This window comes from Dysgonomonas sp. Shenzhen-Wh21, from assembly GCF_043392705.1.
Lineage (GTDB): Bacteria > Bacteroidota > Bacteroidia > Bacteroidales > Dysgonomonadaceae > Dysgonomonas.
The window spans coordinates 1-15,917 of sequence record NZ_JAIXHZ010000030.1 but is presented as its reverse complement, the minus strand read 5'-3'; the positions used below and the strand labels follow the sequence as shown (position 1 = coordinate 15,917).

Sequence of the window (15,917 nt, the reverse complement as noted above, 5' to 3'; positions counted from 1 at the left end):
TACCTTCAAGTACCTGACCTTTTTCAAGCTTAGAGATGATATCTTTTTTCTGTTGTTCAAGTTCAGCTTCGATAAGAGCTTTGTGAGAAACAACAACGTTTTTGAACTCGTGGTTGATTTTCACTACCTTGAACTCCATAGTCTTACCTACAAATACATCATAGTCGCGGATTGGTTTCACGTCGATCTGAGATCCTGGCAAGAACGCCTCGATACCAAATACATCAACGATCATACCGCCCTTAGTGCGACATTTAATATAACCTTTGATGATTTCGTCTTTTTCAAGAGCTTCGTTAACACGATCCCAAGAGCGTGTAGCACGTGCTTTCTTGTGAGAAAGGATAAGTTGTCCCTTTTTGTCTTCTTGGCTTTCGATGTATACCTCTACTTCGTCACCAATTTTTAGATCCGGGTTATAACGGAACTCGTTCATAGAAACGATACCGTCTGATTTGTAACCGATATTAACAACAACTTCGCGTTTGTTCATAGCAGTTACTTTACCCATTACCACTTCTTTGTCGTTTACTTTGTTCAACGATTGGTCATAGGTTTCTACAAGTTCTTCTTTGCTCTTACCTGTGTAAGAGTCTCCTTTTTCGTACGAATCCCAGTCGAAATCTGCAACCGGTTGTACATTTTTTAAATTATCAATCATTCAAAATTAGATCTGGCACCAGTCCTGATCAGTATCATTAAAAAGTTAAACATTCTTGCTTCGAAAAGCGGTGCAAAGATATTGTTTTTCAATGTATAAAGCAATGCTTTTATAGAAAAATTTAAATGAAGAAAGCGGATAGTTAACTTTAACCATCCGCTTTTATTTTATAGAGAGTGTTCTTATTGAACGATCAGTCCCAGAATGTGATAGAATACAATAGCCATCACGGCACTAACCGGAATAGTCAGTATCCATGCTATCAATAAATCTTTGGTTACTCCCCAGCGAACAGCTGAAAGACGTTTTACCGAGCCTACACCTATTATACTACCTGTGATTACGTGGGTTGTACTTACCGGCACGTGCAGCATTTCGGATATATATAAGGTTATAGAGCCTGCTGTCTGAGCACAGAACCCTTCGATTGGGGTGATTTTTGTAATACGGTTCCCCATCGTTTTCATGATTTTCCATCCTCCGCAAACTGTACCTATTGCAATCGCAGTAAAACATGCGAGTGGCACCCAGTCGTGCATATCGTTCATGTCGTTCATATATAACCAAGGGTGAACGTCGGGCGTAGTTGCTGTATATGAAATCAATGCTGCTGCAATGATACCCATTACTTTTTGTGAGTCGTTCAATCCATGTCCTATACTAAGGCCTGCGGATGAGATGAGCTGTAGATTCTTGAACCAACGGTCGGCTTTGCCCGGTTTTATCTTTTTTACGAAGTGGAGGGTGATCAGCGTGATGATGTTACCCGAAACCATACCAATCAGAGGTGCTACTACAATGAACAGCGCAATAATACCAATAACGCCTGAATGCACAGCTTGAAAACCTGAAGCGGCGATACCGGCTCCTGCAAATCCTCCGATAAGAGTATGCGAAGAAGATGAAGGGATTCCTAACCACCATGTAATAAGGTTCCAAGAAATAGCAGCTATCAGTCCGGCTATGATAACCAGAGATGGGTTGCCAAAGCTTTGAATTATAAATTCCATATCCACGGTTTTGGATACAGTGTCTGCAATACCAAATCCACCGATAATATATTTTGCTATAAAATAAGCTACGAAGTTGAAAAAGGCAGCCCAAATTACAGCTTGGGTCGGTGTAAGAACTTTCGTAGATACGACGGTTGCTATTGAGTTGGCAGCGTCGTGAAAGCCATTTATGAAATCAAATATGATCGCTAAAATAATGATTATTATTAATAATGTCATTTCTTTCTTATTATGAATACTTAACGATCATTGTTTTGATAATTTTCCCTACTGATTCTGCTGCATCGGTAGCACGTTCGAGCTCGTGGAGAATATCTTTTAGTTTAATAACCTCAATGGCATCTTTTTCATTCTCAAACAGGTCGATAAGAAAATGTTCGTACACATCGTCGGCCTTTTTTTCAATCACACCCAGTTGCTCGCAGTATTCTTTTATTCGGGATGTACTTTTTTTCAAGACATCAAGTTCTCCGATTGCCTGAATTAGGAAGCCGGAAGATTCTCTTACAAACATAGCGAGTCGTACAGCACTCTCGGGCATTACCTTCGGGCTGTAAAGCATGATACGCTTAGCACAACTATTGATAAGATCAATAACATCATCCATTGTTGACGAAAGATGGTTTATATCTTCCCGGTCAAAAGGGGTAATAAATGTTTGGTTGAGCTCTTCGAAGATTTGATTTTGGATGGTATCGGCTTTTCTTTCCTGGTCTTTAATTTTTTTGTAATACTCTACAGCTTCGTTGTGGTTAGTTACTTGAACACATTCAATGATGAGATCCGATGCGGTGACTATTACTTCTGCCATTCCGCTCAAAAGAGGGAAGAATTTGTTTTCTTTAGGTTTAAACCTATCGAATAAGTTATTTTTCATAAAAGATTAAAAATATATTCATCAAGAAAAACAGTACCAACTGCTTTTGTCCCGCAAAGATAGAAAAAAAAATCGGTCGTAACATTTTTTTAACAAAAAAGTAATAATGAGTATTCTCCTCTATTCTTGCTGTTTAGGTATAGTACTATCCTATAGTTTTATTCGAAATTAAGTTCTCCGAAAAATTGTGGAACATGGAAGTTTGGCTTCTCTGTGTGGATAGGATTCCATGATAAAAAATGAGGAATAGTCAGATTATCTCCACATTTATAGAAATTTGCATGGGCTTTTGTTCCATTTAGAGATTTTAGGTCAGACATCCAATATGCCGTAACGGGAATAACGAGCAGTAAGTTCCATTTGAAATTCCCCTGTTTTTTATCAAAGGGTTCTATGCCAAGACTCGGGTATCGTTTAATGGAGTCCAATATTGTTTGGCTTGCATGCCGTGAGTCTTTCTTTTCCTTACGGTAACCCATCAATGCTTTTCCGATGCAAGAAAATTCTGTATTGTAATAATATAATCCATCAAAAGAAATGAAAAATTCTACGCACGAATCGGTCCATACATGCCCATTATCTTCTGCTGTTTTTGCAAGAATCTCATTTTCTTCAACAAAGAATTGTAAAAAGATATGACTGCCGTCATGCGCTATCTTGAATGCAACTTCAGGCTTGGATGGATATAGCTCCGGCCAATTGACATTAGAGATGTTATTCTTTTGTATATTTTGCATCTTTTCTAGAACCAAATCGGCTCTGTTTATATCTGCTATATTTATTAAAGGTACAGATAACATATCTTGACTTTTTATGATTAGTTTATGGAATTGAGTTGATTCGTATTCTGCCCTTTTCAGGGTTTAGGACAAATTTTATTTCCCTTTCAAGCTTTTATTTATGTTGTCTATATAATCCAATATCTCATCGCCTCCTGCTCTCTGCTCGGAAGAAGTATAAAATATTGTCGGGATTTCCTCCCATGTTTCATGTAATTTGTTTATATATATTTCGGAGTTGTCTTTTAGTCGTCCTTTGCTTATTTTGTCTGTTTTGGTGAATACAATCACAAAGGGTACTCCTTCTTCGCCCAGCCAATTGATGAAGTCAAGGTCTATTTTCTGAGGTTCGTGTCTGCAATCTAATAATAGAAAAAGACAGGTTAGCTCAGTTCTCTTAAGTATATAGTTGTCTATTATTTTACGAATCTGTTCTCTGCCGTCTTTTCCTCGTTGCGCATATCCATATCCCGGTAAATCGACCAGATACCACTCGTCGTTGATAATGAAGTGGTTGATGAGCTGTGTTTTTCCCGGCTTGGACGATGTCATAGCCAATCCTTTGCGGTTGGTAAGCATATTTATCAGAGATGATTTGCCTACATTGGAGCGTCCGATAAATGCATATTCGGGCTTACCGTCTTGAGGACATTTTCTATAATCGGTATTGCTTATTACAAATTGAGCGTCTTTTATTATCATTGCTTTATATTTCTTTTACAAACTTCGATATTCTGCTTGTTTATTCTTCGGTAGTTTCTTTATTACTTCTTCGACAGAATGATCTATTAATTCTTTTATCAGTTTATCGGGTACATCACTCGCAAGATAGACGGCATTCCATAAGAGGCCTCGCGTATGAGTGCCGTGTGTTACTCCTTCATATCTTGTTCGTAGTTCAGCCGATCTTTCGGGGTCACATTTCAGATTTACTTTGAAAAATCCATCTTTGGGGTCTAAGCCTGTGTATGCGAACATTTTTCCCATGACTTTAAAGACTAAAGTAGATTCATCGAAAGGAAAGCTTTCCGATGCGCCCTTTACAGATATACAGTATTCTCTGAGTTCTTCTATATTCATAGAATATTCGGTTTTTACTGTTATGTTTTAAACTGTAGAACAAAAATAGTTTAAAAATATGAATATCTTTGTTTTCAGAATAAAACATCTACAATTTTTGTTCCATCTTACATCTTATAATATTATGGCAAAAAGAGTTGTTCTTATAATTTTAGCAGTCCTTATAGCAGGTCTTTTTACCTTCCTGTATATCCGCTATTATGTGCCTTATAGTGATTCGGGGGTAAAAGCCGGTATGCTCAACAATGTGAAGCATAAAGGGATTATATTCAAAACCTACGAAGGAGAGTTGATTCAATCCGGATTTCGTCCCGGACAGCAAGGTTTGCAATCCAATGAATTCCAATTTTCGATAGAAGATAAAGAGTTGGCTATAAAACTGATGTCACTCAGTGGACAGAATGTGAAGCTCCACTACAAAGAATATTACGGGGCTTTACCTTGGCGGGGATATACGAAGTTTATTGTAGACAGTATTGTGGCTGCTAGTCCTGCTGTGCCAAGTCAAGGACAAGAAATTCCCCCTTATACCGGAGAGTAAAGATTATTTATTTTATATCGAATGATAAGAGATGTAACGCCCGCTGATGCTGCGCAGATAGCAGCCATCTATAATTATTATATTGAGGAAACAGTCGTGACCTTTGAGTATGATCTTGTTACTGACGAAGATATCCGGAAGCGGATAGGCAAGGTGCAGGCAAAGGGGTTTCCTTATTTTGTATACGAGAAAGATGGGCAAATAATTGGTTATGCTTATCTCAACAGTTGGCGTGAGCGTGTAGCTTACGATATAACGCTAGAAACAAGCGTATATCTTGATCGCAATGCCATAGGAAGCGGAGTGGGCAGTATTTTATATCAGGAACTGATAAACAGAGCCCGAAATATAAACATACATTCACTGATTGGTGTAATATCATTGCCCAATGATCCAAGCCGAAAGCTTCATCGAAAATTTAACTTTGAGTTGGTCGGCAATTTCAGGGAGTCGGGAGTCAAATTCGGAAAACTGATTGATGTCGAATTCTGGCAACTGATCTTATAGCCTTTTCCTTAGATTATTTACAGGGTAGATTACAGCGAGGAATCCAATGATACTCACTGTAACAAATATCAGTACAATATCCAAAGCTTGTACCGATACAGGGTATGCATCTATAACAAAGGCGCCGGGAGTATTGCCTAATTTTAATAAACCGAAGTATTGTTGTAGCAGACAAAGCGTGAGTCCGAGAGTTACACCTACAACGGCTCCTACAAATGTGATTAGCCAGCCCTCGAAGAGAAATATCCGTGTGATTAATGTATTGTTTGCTCCGAGGCTTTTTAATATCCTGACATCCTCGTCTTTCTCTATAATCAGCATCGTAAGTGAGCCTATAACATTGAATACTGCTATTATAAGGATGATGCATAAAATGAGAAATGTAACCCATTTTTCAACGTTTACCATCCGATAAAGATCAGCCTGTTGTTCGAATCTGTTCTTTACCAATAGTTCATCTTTGCCAAGTATAGACTTTATTTTATTGTGTACCTTGTCTACATTATAGCCGTCTTTTACTTTTATGTCAAGGGATGATATTTCTTTGTCGTAGTGGAAGAGTTCGCGTGCCAAGTCTATTGACACAATGAACATCTGGTCGTCATACTTCTGCTGATTGAGTGCAAATACCCCCGATACGAATACTTCTGACTGGGTAAATGCTGTTGCCGGATTTGCCAGATTGATGCGTTCGTTTCGCTTGGGAGCATATAGCTCTACCGGATCGAGAAATCCGGCTCTTACGCCAAGAAACATGGCCATGCCTGCACCTATAACTCCATTTTCGATATCGCCTTCGCGTAACGAAAACTTTCCATCTATAATCAGATTGTTTACGTTGGCGAGATTGATGAAATTGGCTGATACACCTTTTAGTATAATCGGCTCTTGTCGGTCTGCGAATTTAATCAGAGCATTGTCTTCCAATGATTCGGATGTGAATTCTATTTCGGGTAAAGCTTTGATTTCTTCTATCTTCTTACTTGTCGGGTCAAATACTTTCCCTTTGGCCGGAGTAATTTGTAGTTCGGGGTCGAAAGCGCTGAAAGTGTTTGCTACTACGTCCGTAAACCCATTAAAAACCGATAAAGCACATACCAGCGCCATTGTGGCAACAGTTATTCCACATACCGAGATCATCGATATGATGTTGATAGCATTATGCGATTTCTTTGCGAAAAGATAACGGCGGGCTATGTGCAGCGCAAGATTCAAGCTTATTCTTTTACTTCGTTATTATCCTTATTCAGAAGCCTGTCTATATTTTCCAGATAATCGAGCGAGTCGTCCAAATAAAAAGCCAGTTCGGGAATTACACGTAGTTGTTTACCTACTTTTTGTCCCAAGTCGAAACGAATGCTTTTTACATTGGTTTTTATATTATCAAGCAATTCATTTCCTTTCTCGGAAGGGAAAATACTCAGGTATATTTTTGCTAGTCCAAGATCGGGTGTTACACGTACAGTGCTCACTGTTACAAGTACACCTTTCATCTGTTGGGTTTGTTTTCTGAAAATCTCACTCAGCTCTTTCTGGATGAGCCTGTTTATCTTTTGTTGTCTGGTCGTATCCATCCTTAATTATTTTAGCTTACAAAGGTAATACAAAATAGTTACAAGTAGCAAGCTATTTAAATCGTTAGCAACTTTAATATATCTATCCGTACATTCAAGTCTGTGGAGATTTGAGTCTTATTTTTTCCATATCAATGTCAACCCGTCGCGAATCGGCAGAATAACTTTTTCTACTCTGTCGTCCTTCGCTATCATGTCATTGAATTGTTGTATCCCGATTGTTTGTTTGTCCGATGGTTTTGGAGTTTCCAGTACATGCCCGTCCCACAATGTGTTATCGGCAATGATAAGTCCACCGGGGCGTACCTTGTCGAATATGAGATTATAATATTCAATGTAATGGCGTTTGTTTGCATCAATGAATACGAGATCGAAGGTGCGGTCTATCTGAGGGATTATTTCCATTGCATCTCCTATATGAAGATGTATCTTATCTTTAAGTTTCGATTTGTGCAGGTGCTTTAAAATGAAGTCCTCGAGTTCGTCGTTTACTTCTATGGTATGTATTTCAGCATCATTGTCGGCTCCTTCCGTCAAACATAGGGTTGCGTATGCCGTATAAGTTCCTATTTCGAGAATATATTTAGGATTCATCATTCTGCAAAACATTTTGAGCATACGTCCTTGCAGATGTCCCGATAGCATTCTTGGTTTTAATAAATTTACGTGAGCGTCCCTGTTTAATTGTTTGAGTAGCTCGCTTTCTTGATCGATACGAGAAAGAATATAGCTTTCTATAGCTTCGTCCTTTTCCAATGACATGGTTTATAACTGAATCGGTTTATAATTTAACGCTTTGTCTACAATTTCTTCCGAAGATAAATTTTCATAGTAGATCAAATCAGATATTGCAGGGTGGGGCACATTTCTGTGTAATAACTCTAACATCTCATTCAATTGATCTTCTGTGTACTTCTCTACATCCAGAATTTGTTCTACTAATTGTATCAATTCTTTTCTGGTCATAGCCTGCAGATATCGGTGTATTCTGCAAAACTAAGATATTTATTTATAAATTGTTGCTTAAAAAAGCATTCTTATGTAATTTATTTTTTATATTTAGCATATTGTTACATCTAAATTTAATTATCATGGGAAGAGCAGTCGATAAAAATTCAGCGCCCCATTATTTTTGGGGAGACAAATGTAGCAGTTGGATCCTGATGAGTAGGGATTCTTTATCTGTAAAAATTGAAACCATGCCTGCAAATACAAGAGAAACTTTACATTACCACTCTCTTGCAAGGCAATTCTTCTTTGTGACAAAAGGAACGGCAATATTTTACGTTGAAGGCGAACGTGAAGTTGTTAACGAGCAGCAAGGTATCTTGATAGAGCCTATGGTGAAGCATTATATTGCCAATGAGACTTCAGAGCCTATCGATTTCCTTCTTGTCTCTCAGCCTGACAATGATTCAACGAATGACCGAACAGATTGTGAATAAAAAAGAAAGGGTGCGATTGCACCCTTTTATCTTTCATTCAGAATTATATCCTCAATTAGTCTACAGGAACGAAGAATTTCTCACCTTGTTCCATTACAGCACCAACTTTTTCGATTTCAAGGAAAGATGTTCCACCTTTACCATCAGAGAAAGTTCCACTCAAATAAGTAACATAGTCACCCGAGCTTAATACTCCGTCTAATTGAAGTTGGTTTAATGCTCTAACGAAATATTCTTTGTGATTTTTAGTAAGACCGGCATCTTCTTGGAAGTGAGGATCTACACCGTAACTCAAAGATAACCAGCGAGCAACTTCTTCCTTGTTGCAGAATGCATATACAGGACATTTGCTGCGGAATGCGGCAAGAGTACGTGCTGTACGTCCGGTCATACTGTCTGTAACAATCGCTTTCACTCCAAGTTGGTTACAAGATTTAACAGCTTGCTTAGCTAGGAATGATGTTCTTCCATATTCTCTATCTTTGAAAGGAACCGGCATTGCTTTTTCTTCTAATTTAGATTGTTCGGCAGCAGCAGCAATCTGAGCCATAGCGCGAACAGCCTCGATCGGATATTTACCATAAGCAGTTTCTCCACTAAGCATCACTGCGTCTGTTCCATAATATACTGCATTTGCAATATCTGTAACCTCTGCACGAGTAGGACGTGGATTTTCGATCATTGTGTGCAACATTTGAGTTGCCACGATAACCGGTTTTTTATATTCTACGGCTTTACGGATAAGCAAACGTTGGATTCCAGGTATTTTTTCTTGTGGAACTTCAATACCAAGGTCTCCACGAGCTACCATCACGCCATAAGCTGTTTCGTATATTTCGTCGATATTGTCAACGCCTTCTTGGTTTTCAATCTTAGCGATGATTTTGATTGGGCTGTTGTATTCGTCCAAAATCTTTTGTACGTCCAACACGTCTTGTTTATGTCTTACGAAAGAGTGAGCGATGAAGTCAGCTTTGTTTTTGATAGCGATTTCAATGCTTCTTCTGTCTTTTGCTGTGATCGAAGGAAGGTTTACTTTTACTCCAGGGATATTAACGCTCTTGCGGCTACCGATTGTACCATCGTTTTGTACTTCGCAAAGTAGATATTCTGCAGTTTTATCGATTACTTTTAGTGCAGTTTCTCCGTCGTCAATCAATAGTGTGCTGCCTACCGGCACGTCTTCTATAATGCTTGGATATGAAAGTGAAACTTGCTCGGGAGTAGATAGGAAGTTGATATCACCGATAACTTTGATTTTGTCTCCGGTTTTAACAACTATTTTTTCTCCTGAAGCTGTAGCTGTTGTACGTATTTCCGGTCCTTTAGTATCCATCATAATACCAATGTGTGAAGATACGGCACGTACATTAGTCATTACTTTGATAAACCCTTCTTCTGTCATGTGGGCAGAGTTCATCCTTACAACATTGATCCCTTCGTTATATAATGCACGAATAAAATCAACATCACAACGCATGTCTGAAATTGTAGCTACAATTTTCGTTTTTTTCTGAGTCATAAATGGAATTTTATTTAATATATAGTTCTTTAAAAGATTTGCACTTGCAATCTTATATTTTCTTTGCTTTCAGAAAATAGTCGATAGCAAATTCGTATGATAACAGACCTAACCCAACGACAGAACCTTTGCAGGCTGCAGCGATCATTGATTTGTGTCGGAAATTCTCACGGGTATGAATGTTTGAGATATGCACCTCAACTACCGGAGTTGTTACAGCCTTTATGGCATCATGTATGGCAATGGAAGTATGCGTATATGCTCCCGCATTGAGCACAATGCCATCGTATGTAAATCCGGTTTCATGTATTTTATCTATAATAGCTCCTTCGTGATTGGACTGAAAATAAGATAATTCGCAATCTGGATAGTTTTGTTGCAATTGGGTAAAATAATTTTCGAAAGAAATGTTTCCGTAAACTTCCGGTTCACGTTTTCCCAACAGGTTCAAATTTGGTCCATTTAGTATCAATATCTTCATTATATCAGCTATTTAGCCCCAATTATTTGCGTTTCGAATAATCAGAGCACAAAAGTACTACTTTTTCTTTGAATGATATAATCTTATAACAATTAAAAATCAAGATTAGTTTTGTTTACCTAAAGCTTGCAATATGTCAGCTTTAAGGTCATCCGGATCTTCGAGGCCTACAGAGAGGCGCATAAGATTACTTTCTATACCCATTATCTCCTTCATCTCGGGTGTGAATGTGCCGTAGATGGTTGAGTCCGGGTGTATAATTAATGTTTTATTGTCGAATAAGTTTGTTGCTCTGCGGATAATGCAAAGTTTATCCATGAAGTCGTAACAAGCTTTTTTGTCTTTCAGGCTGAATGTCAGCATAGCACCCGGATTACCAACAAACAGAGAATCCGATATGTTTTTATATGCAGAGCTGGCTAATTTTGGATAACCTACTTTGACAACATCCGGCAATTGTGAAAGCAATTGCGCCAATTCATATGCTGTTTCAGACATTTTTTCGAAACGTAATTCCAGCGTTTCCATGCCTAGCGATTGTTGGTAGGCTGTATCTGGGTCCATTGCAGCCCCTATGTTGCGGGCTATCTCACGTTTCAACTTAAATGAGAACTGAGATACGCCTACTGTTTTTGCTACATTAGCTAAACGCTTGTTGTGCGTCCAATCGAACGTACCGTAATCGAGGATTGCTCCTCCAATACTCGTAGCTCCACCTGATATATATTTTGTTGTAGAAACTACCTCAATATCTACACCTGCTTTTCTGGCATCGAAGCCACACCAAGGAATAATAGTGCTATCAACGATCATAGGTACATTTCTAGCTCTCAATATCTTTGATATCTCGGGGAGATTGGCGATCTCTAAATGCGGGTTAGTGATTAATTCGCAAAAGAAGGCACATGTATTTTCGTCAATAGCTGATGCTATCTCTTCCAGGTTGTCGGTGTTTACAAAGCGCACCTCAACACCGAATGCCGCAAGGGTAAATTTAAATAGTGAAAATGTATTGCCAAATAAGTGAGGTGATGTTACAATGTTACTTCCGGCATAAGCAATGGTAAGGAAGGTGTTTGAAATTGAGGCCATTCCTGATGCTACCATCATTACGTTCTCTGCTCCCGATGCTGTTTTAATCTTTCGTTCCAGATTTTCTACAGACGGGTTCGTTATGCGTGTATATGTGTGTGATGGGATCTCTTCTTTGTACTGAAAAGCAGCGGCTATACTTTCAGAGTCGGCAAACTCGAAAGCAGCGTTGCGGTAAATAGGCATAGATATTGCACCATGCACATCTTTTTTGAAAAAATTTTCACTGATAATGCGGGTGGAAAATTTCTTGTTTTTGGAGTCTTTTTCAACCATGAATTACGTTCTTTGATATTTTGATTGTCAAAGGTATAAAAGACTTGTGAAAATCCTGTTAAGATGAAATTGAATTATGATTTCCTCACTAAATCTTTTCTTCTTATTATCGGAACATTTTTGTCGTTTATATATAACACAGGGAAATAACCCTCACTTAAGCTCCATCCTGCATTCCGTTTGTTTATTTCTTTTTTAGGATAGGCTTTTACATATATATCACTGTCACTTTCTTCTTCATGTATAAGAATAGCTTCTTTTTTGAAAGACACTTCATGTTTAGCCAAGAGGTCGTGAAGAGATATTTCTTTTGCCAGATTTGTGATATAGTATTTATCATGTCGGCGTGTATTGTTTGCAAATGCGGCATAAGTGTAGTCACCTTTGTCTCCCAATGGTGCGGCAAGACAAATATGAAAAGCCCCTTCTGTAGTGATTGCAACTTTCAATATGTGTCTTTTCAGTGCTTTTAGCCAAATAGTGCCAACAGTGAACAAAAAAAGATAAGGGATAATATACCACGATACGAGCATGTCACTATTGAACAAGTATATTATTCCTACAAGTCCGACAAACAAGAAACATATAGGTGGTACCATCAGTAGTGTTTTCCACCAGAATGTGTTATTGAAGTAATGCCTTTTGAAGTCATAATCTTTCTCGAGTTTAGCGTAATCGTTTGCCTTCATCTTAGCTTTATATAAATTGTTTTTTTTGAAATCTATACCGTTTCTATTCTAGAGAAACAAGGTTGTTTATTTAACATAAGCAAAGTTAAAATGCTTTGATCATTAAAACGTCTGCTAAAAGCATAAAGTTTCTAAATATGAAAAAATTAAAACATCTGTTATAAAAAAGACGTGTCACTTTCAAAAAAGCGTTAATTTTACAAACGGATACGAGATTAATATGATTTATCTTTTCCTGTCTTTGTCAATTTAATTATATATACTCATATTTTGTAGAGAAAATGAATGACAATTTCCCCACATGTAACGATAAAGGCCTGACTTATTCCAAATTCAAAAGATTGATGAAGGGGTTGGATTCTAATCTCACTCCTGATGAATTTGAGAAAATAAGGAAAGTCATAAAGAAGGCATTGGCTGATGGTGTCTATGCTAAAGATGAGAAGATTGGTAGTATTACAGACCTTACAGTGAGTTCATCTATTATTCTTATGGAAGAGCTTGGGCTGAAAAGTGCTGCAATTCTGGCCTTACTTGTCTATCGTCCTGTAATGCATAAGTCGATATCGCTGGAAGAGGTATCTACTGTATTTGGTAAAGATATAGCAAATATTGTGTCGGGGTTGATGAAGATCAATGCTTTGGAAATGAACGAGTCGGCTATGGCTTCGGACAATTACATAAAGCTGTTGATAACACTCGCCGAGGATATGCGGGTAATTCTTATAAAAATAGCGAGCCGGCTCCATCGTATCCGAAATGCCGAAAAGTATGGCGAACAACATCGATTGCAATTGGCTGTAGAAGTTTCGTTTCTTTATACTCCACTGGCACACAAGCTGGGACTGTATAATATAAAAACGGAGTTCGAAGACCTTTATCTGAAATATACCGATAGAGAGTCTTATGACTATATTGTAGAAAAAATAAGTGAAAGTAAAGCCTCACGTGATAAATACATTGCCGAATTTATAGCACCAATAGATGCCAGACTGAAAGAGACCGGGCTGAAATATGATATAAAGGGGCGTGTGAAGTCTATCTCATCTATTAATAATAAGCTGAAAAAGCAAAAGATAGATTTTGAGTCGATTTATGACTTGTTTGCTATTCGCATAGTCTTAAACTCCCCTTTAGATAAAGAAAAACCTGAGTGTTGGCAGACGTATTCGATTGTAACCGATCTTTATACACCGAATCCAAAGAGGCTGAAAGATTGGCTTTCTATTCCTAAAAGCAATGGTTACGAGTCGTTGCATACCACGGTTATGGGGCATGAATCCCGTTGGGTAGAGGTACAGATACGTACCCGTCGTATGGATGAGATTGCTGAGCGTGGATTGGCAGCACACTGGAAGTATAAAGGTGTGAAAAGTCAGTCGAAGATGGATGACTGGTTGACCGGACTGCGTGAGATGCTCGAAAATAAAAGTCTTGACTCGGGTGAGAAATTAGAAAACTTTAAGCTCGACCTTTACGATGACGAGATTTATGTATTTACGCCAAAGGGAGACTTGCATAAACTGCCGAACGGGGCAACAGTGCTTGATTTTGCATTTTCTATACACTCTCGGATTGGTTCTACCTGTGTTTCGGGTAAAGTGAATGGACGTAATGTTTCTATCCGCCATAAATTGTCGAACGGAGACCAAATAGAGATCCTAACTTCGCCCAATCAGTCGCCAAAACAAGACTGGCTCAATTTTGTAACTACGTCGAAAGCGAAGAACAAAATACGTCAAAGCCTCAAAGAAGAAGCGAACAAGCAGGTGGAGATTGCTAAGGAACAACTCAAGCGTCGGGTAAAGAACAGGAAGATAGAAATCAACGAGTCGATAATGATGCGTTTGATCAAAAAGCTTGGTTTCAAGACAATCACCGACTTCTATATTAAGATAGCAGAAGAAAGTCTTGATGTCAATTCTGTTATAGATCAATATCTTGACCTAGAGAAAAAAGAAACAGAACAGCATGATAAGCATGAGGCTATAAGTGCCGAGAATTACGTTGTATATACTCCCGAAACAAAGAAAGATTCTTCGAGCAAAGAAGAGTTAATTATAGATCAAAATCTGACAGGGGTGGATTATAAGTTGGCAAAATGCTGTAATCCAATATATGGTGACGAGATATTTGGCTTTGTATCCTCACAGGGAATAAAGATACATCGAGTAAATTGTCCCAATGCCCATGATATGTTTTCGCGTTTCGCTTATCGTGTGATTCCGGCGAAGTGGTCGGGCAAATCGGGCTCTACCTATACTGTTACGCTGAGGATAATAGGGAATGATGATATCGGTATTATTAACAACTTGACCTCTATTATAGCCAAAGAACAGGGTATAAACATGCGTTCTATCAGCATCGACTCGAATGATGGACTGTTTCAGGGTAATATGTCGGTGACACTGAATAATACAGATATGCTCAATGGGCTGATAAAAAAACTGAAAACGGTGAAAGGTGTGAAGGAAGTGAGTCGCCTTGCGTGAATTGACATACTTCATCTGAAAATATAGAGTAGCATGGATTTTATTCATGCTACTTTTGTCTTTTATTTATTGTAATTAGCTATATTTGAAGAAGGTAATCTGAATTGGAGTGGCTATGAAAAAAATAATAGTTGTTTTATTATTTATTATTCCTTGTTTGTGTTTTGGACAAGGGATGGCTTTGCCTGATATAAAAATAGATTATAGAATGAAATCACTTTCAGTAGTATCGTCTTCTAATTACCCTGCTATACTAGATCCTTTAAATATATCATTCGAGCGAGGCTTTCGGATTATAATAGACATGCCTACTATTAAAAACTCTATTCCACCTCTTTTTATTGTGGATGGAATAGTTATGGAGTCAGATAGCTTAAATACTCTTAGTTTAGATGAAATAAAGTCTATAGAAGTCTTTAAGGAAAATCCTCCACTGATATGTTCTAACCGTTTTAATGGTATTATTCTTATTACGACAAAAGGTAATGAGCCGATTGATTTAGATGATCTTTGCGAAATAACAGTCCTTGATCCCGGTTATGAAACTTTCTTGCTTATGCAAAAGCCCAAAGAATTCTATTCTGCATCTTCGTTAAAGGTGCAAAATGCAATGATGGTAAACGAATGGAATTATCGTTATAGTCAACCGCTGCACTACAACCCCGATATCTATGAAGTGAAAATTGATTATGAAGCAAATAGATATTATGGGTTAGAATTTGAATATCGTCTGTATATGTTTTTTAAGTTTATGGAAAAAGAGCATCGGATTGCTATATTGAATGATTCGCAAACTATCGTTTTATAATAATCTTTGAATGGTTTCGTTCTTTAGCTTTTCTTCTCAATACATACCAACACAAACTCTTTTTCGACCTTGTAATATGC

At 37.9% G+C, this 15,917-nt stretch carries 19 protein-coding genes; 5 read left to right on the top strand and 14 right to left on the bottom strand.

Translation table 11 applies throughout. The features are described 5' to 3' along the window. The 6 genes from LDB17_RS01220 to LDB17_RS01195 all read right to left on the bottom strand — a co-directional run. A partial coding sequence (locus tag LDB17_RS01220; RefSeq protein ID WP_393924840.1) for a S1 RNA-binding domain-containing protein occupies positions 1 to 658 on the bottom strand: 658 nt, incomplete at its 3' end. A gap of 185 nt (positions 659 to 843) precedes the next feature. After that, a complete protein-coding gene (locus LDB17_RS01215; protein WP_252638455.1) occupies positions 844 to 1,893 on the bottom strand; it encodes an inorganic phosphate transporter in 1,050 nt (349 codons plus the stop codon). A gap of 10 nt (positions 1,894 to 1,903) precedes the next feature. Then, the gene (locus LDB17_RS01210) at positions 1,904 to 2,551 is read right to left on the bottom strand and encodes a DUF47 domain-containing protein (RefSeq protein ID WP_135107091.1); all 648 of its coding nucleotides are present in this window, start codon (positions 2,549 to 2,551) and stop codon (positions 1,904 to 1,906) included. A gap of 158 nt (positions 2,552 to 2,709) precedes the next feature. After that, entirely contained in the window at positions 2,710 to 3,351 is a 642-nt protein-coding gene (locus tag LDB17_RS01205; RefSeq protein ID WP_252638456.1) for a carbohydrate-binding family 9-like protein, read from the bottom strand. A gap of 75 nt (positions 3,352 to 3,426) precedes the next feature. Continuing rightward, positions 3,427 to 4,032, bottom strand: coding sequence for a ribosome biogenesis GTP-binding protein YihA/YsxC (gene yihA, locus LDB17_RS01200; protein WP_135107088.1), 606 nt, complete (start codon positions 4,030 to 4,032; stop codon positions 3,427 to 3,429). A gap of 15 nt (positions 4,033 to 4,047) precedes the next feature. Next, entirely contained in the window at positions 4,048 to 4,410 is a 363-nt protein-coding gene (locus tag LDB17_RS01195; protein WP_252638457.1) for an MmcQ/YjbR family DNA-binding protein, read from the bottom strand. A 124-nt stretch (positions 4,411 to 4,534) separates the two neighbouring features. On the opposite strand from LDB17_RS01195, the gene LDB17_RS01190 reads away from it, so the two are divergent. Continuing rightward, a complete protein-coding gene (locus tag LDB17_RS01190) occupies positions 4,535 to 4,951 on the top strand; it encodes a hypothetical protein (RefSeq protein WP_252638458.1) in 417 nt (138 codons plus the stop codon). A 21-nt stretch (positions 4,952 to 4,972) separates the two neighbouring features. Continuing rightward, the gene (locus LDB17_RS01185; protein WP_252638459.1) at positions 4,973 to 5,458 is read left to right on the top strand and encodes a GNAT family N-acetyltransferase; all 486 of its coding nucleotides are present in this window, start codon (positions 4,973 to 4,975) and stop codon (positions 5,456 to 5,458) included. Here the strand turns inward: LDB17_RS01185 and LDB17_RS01180 are convergent. The 4 genes from LDB17_RS01180 to LDB17_RS01165 form a co-directional block, all read right to left on the bottom strand. Next, positions 5,453 to 6,673 carry an FtsX-like permease family protein gene (locus tag LDB17_RS01180; protein WP_252638460.1) on the bottom strand — a complete coding sequence of 407 codons (1,221 nt, stop codon included), beginning with the start codon at positions 6,671 to 6,673 and terminating at the stop codon, positions 5,453 to 5,455. The two genes, LDB17_RS01185 and LDB17_RS01180, sit on opposite strands and share 6 nt — an antisense overlap. Before the next feature lie 2 nt (positions 6,674 to 6,675). Beyond that, positions 6,676 to 7,032, bottom strand: coding sequence for a 30S ribosome-binding factor RbfA (rbfA, locus tag LDB17_RS01175; RefSeq protein ID WP_252638461.1), 357 nt, complete (start codon positions 7,030 to 7,032; stop codon positions 6,676 to 6,678). Between the two features lie 117 nt (positions 7,033 to 7,149). Next, complete coding sequence (locus LDB17_RS01170) at positions 7,150 to 7,794, bottom strand: O-methyltransferase (RefSeq protein ID WP_252638462.1); 645 nt, start codon at positions 7,792 to 7,794, stop codon at positions 7,150 to 7,152. Positions 7,795 to 7,797: 3 nt separating this feature from the next. Further along, positions 7,798 to 7,998, bottom strand: coding sequence for a bacteriocin immunity protein (locus tag LDB17_RS01165; RefSeq protein WP_135107076.1), 201 nt, complete (start codon positions 7,996 to 7,998; stop codon positions 7,798 to 7,800). A 125-nt stretch (positions 7,999 to 8,123) separates the two neighbouring features. On the opposite strand from LDB17_RS01165, the gene LDB17_RS01160 reads away from it, so the two are divergent. Next, positions 8,124 to 8,477 carry a cupin domain-containing protein gene (locus tag LDB17_RS01160; protein WP_006841992.1) on the top strand — a complete coding sequence of 118 codons (354 nt, stop codon included), beginning with the start codon at positions 8,124 to 8,126 and terminating at the stop codon, positions 8,475 to 8,477. Positions 8,478 to 8,532: 55 nt separating this feature from the next. Here the strand turns inward: LDB17_RS01160 and pyk are convergent, their stop codons facing one another. From pyk to LDB17_RS01140, 4 genes are all read right to left on the bottom strand, one after another. Continuing rightward, positions 8,533 to 9,999 (bottom strand): pyruvate kinase, encoded by a 1,467-nt coding sequence (gene pyk / locus LDB17_RS01155; RefSeq protein ID WP_252638463.1) that lies wholly within the window; start codon positions 9,997 to 9,999, stop codon positions 8,533 to 8,535. Between the two features lie 52 nt (positions 10,000 to 10,051). Continuing rightward, entirely contained in the window at positions 10,052 to 10,480 is a 429-nt protein-coding gene (aroQ, locus tag LDB17_RS01150) for a type II 3-dehydroquinate dehydratase (protein ID WP_135107067.1), read from the bottom strand. A gap of 105 nt (positions 10,481 to 10,585) precedes the next feature. Next, complete coding sequence (locus tag LDB17_RS01145; RefSeq protein WP_252638464.1) at positions 10,586 to 11,848, bottom strand: PLP-dependent transferase; 1,263 nt, start codon at positions 11,846 to 11,848, stop codon at positions 10,586 to 10,588. A gap of 74 nt (positions 11,849 to 11,922) precedes the next feature. Beyond that, positions 11,923 to 12,537, bottom strand: coding sequence for a hypothetical protein (locus tag LDB17_RS01140; protein ID WP_252638465.1), 615 nt, complete (start codon positions 12,535 to 12,537; stop codon positions 11,923 to 11,925). 281 nt (positions 12,538 to 12,818) lie between these two features. Between LDB17_RS01140 and LDB17_RS01135 the strand changes: the two genes are divergently transcribed. Beyond that, positions 12,819 to 15,029, top strand: a complete 2,211-nt coding sequence (locus tag LDB17_RS01135; protein WP_252638466.1) for a bifunctional (p)ppGpp synthetase/guanosine-3',5'-bis(diphosphate) 3'-pyrophosphohydrolase — start codon at positions 12,819 to 12,821, stop codon at positions 15,027 to 15,029. Positions 15,030 to 15,144: 115 nt separating this feature from the next. Next, positions 15,145 to 15,837 carry a DUF6146 family protein gene (locus tag LDB17_RS01130; protein ID WP_252638467.1) on the top strand — a complete coding sequence of 231 codons (693 nt, stop codon included), beginning with the start codon at positions 15,145 to 15,147 and terminating at the stop codon, positions 15,835 to 15,837. Positions 15,838 to 15,917: the final 80 nt, after the last annotated feature.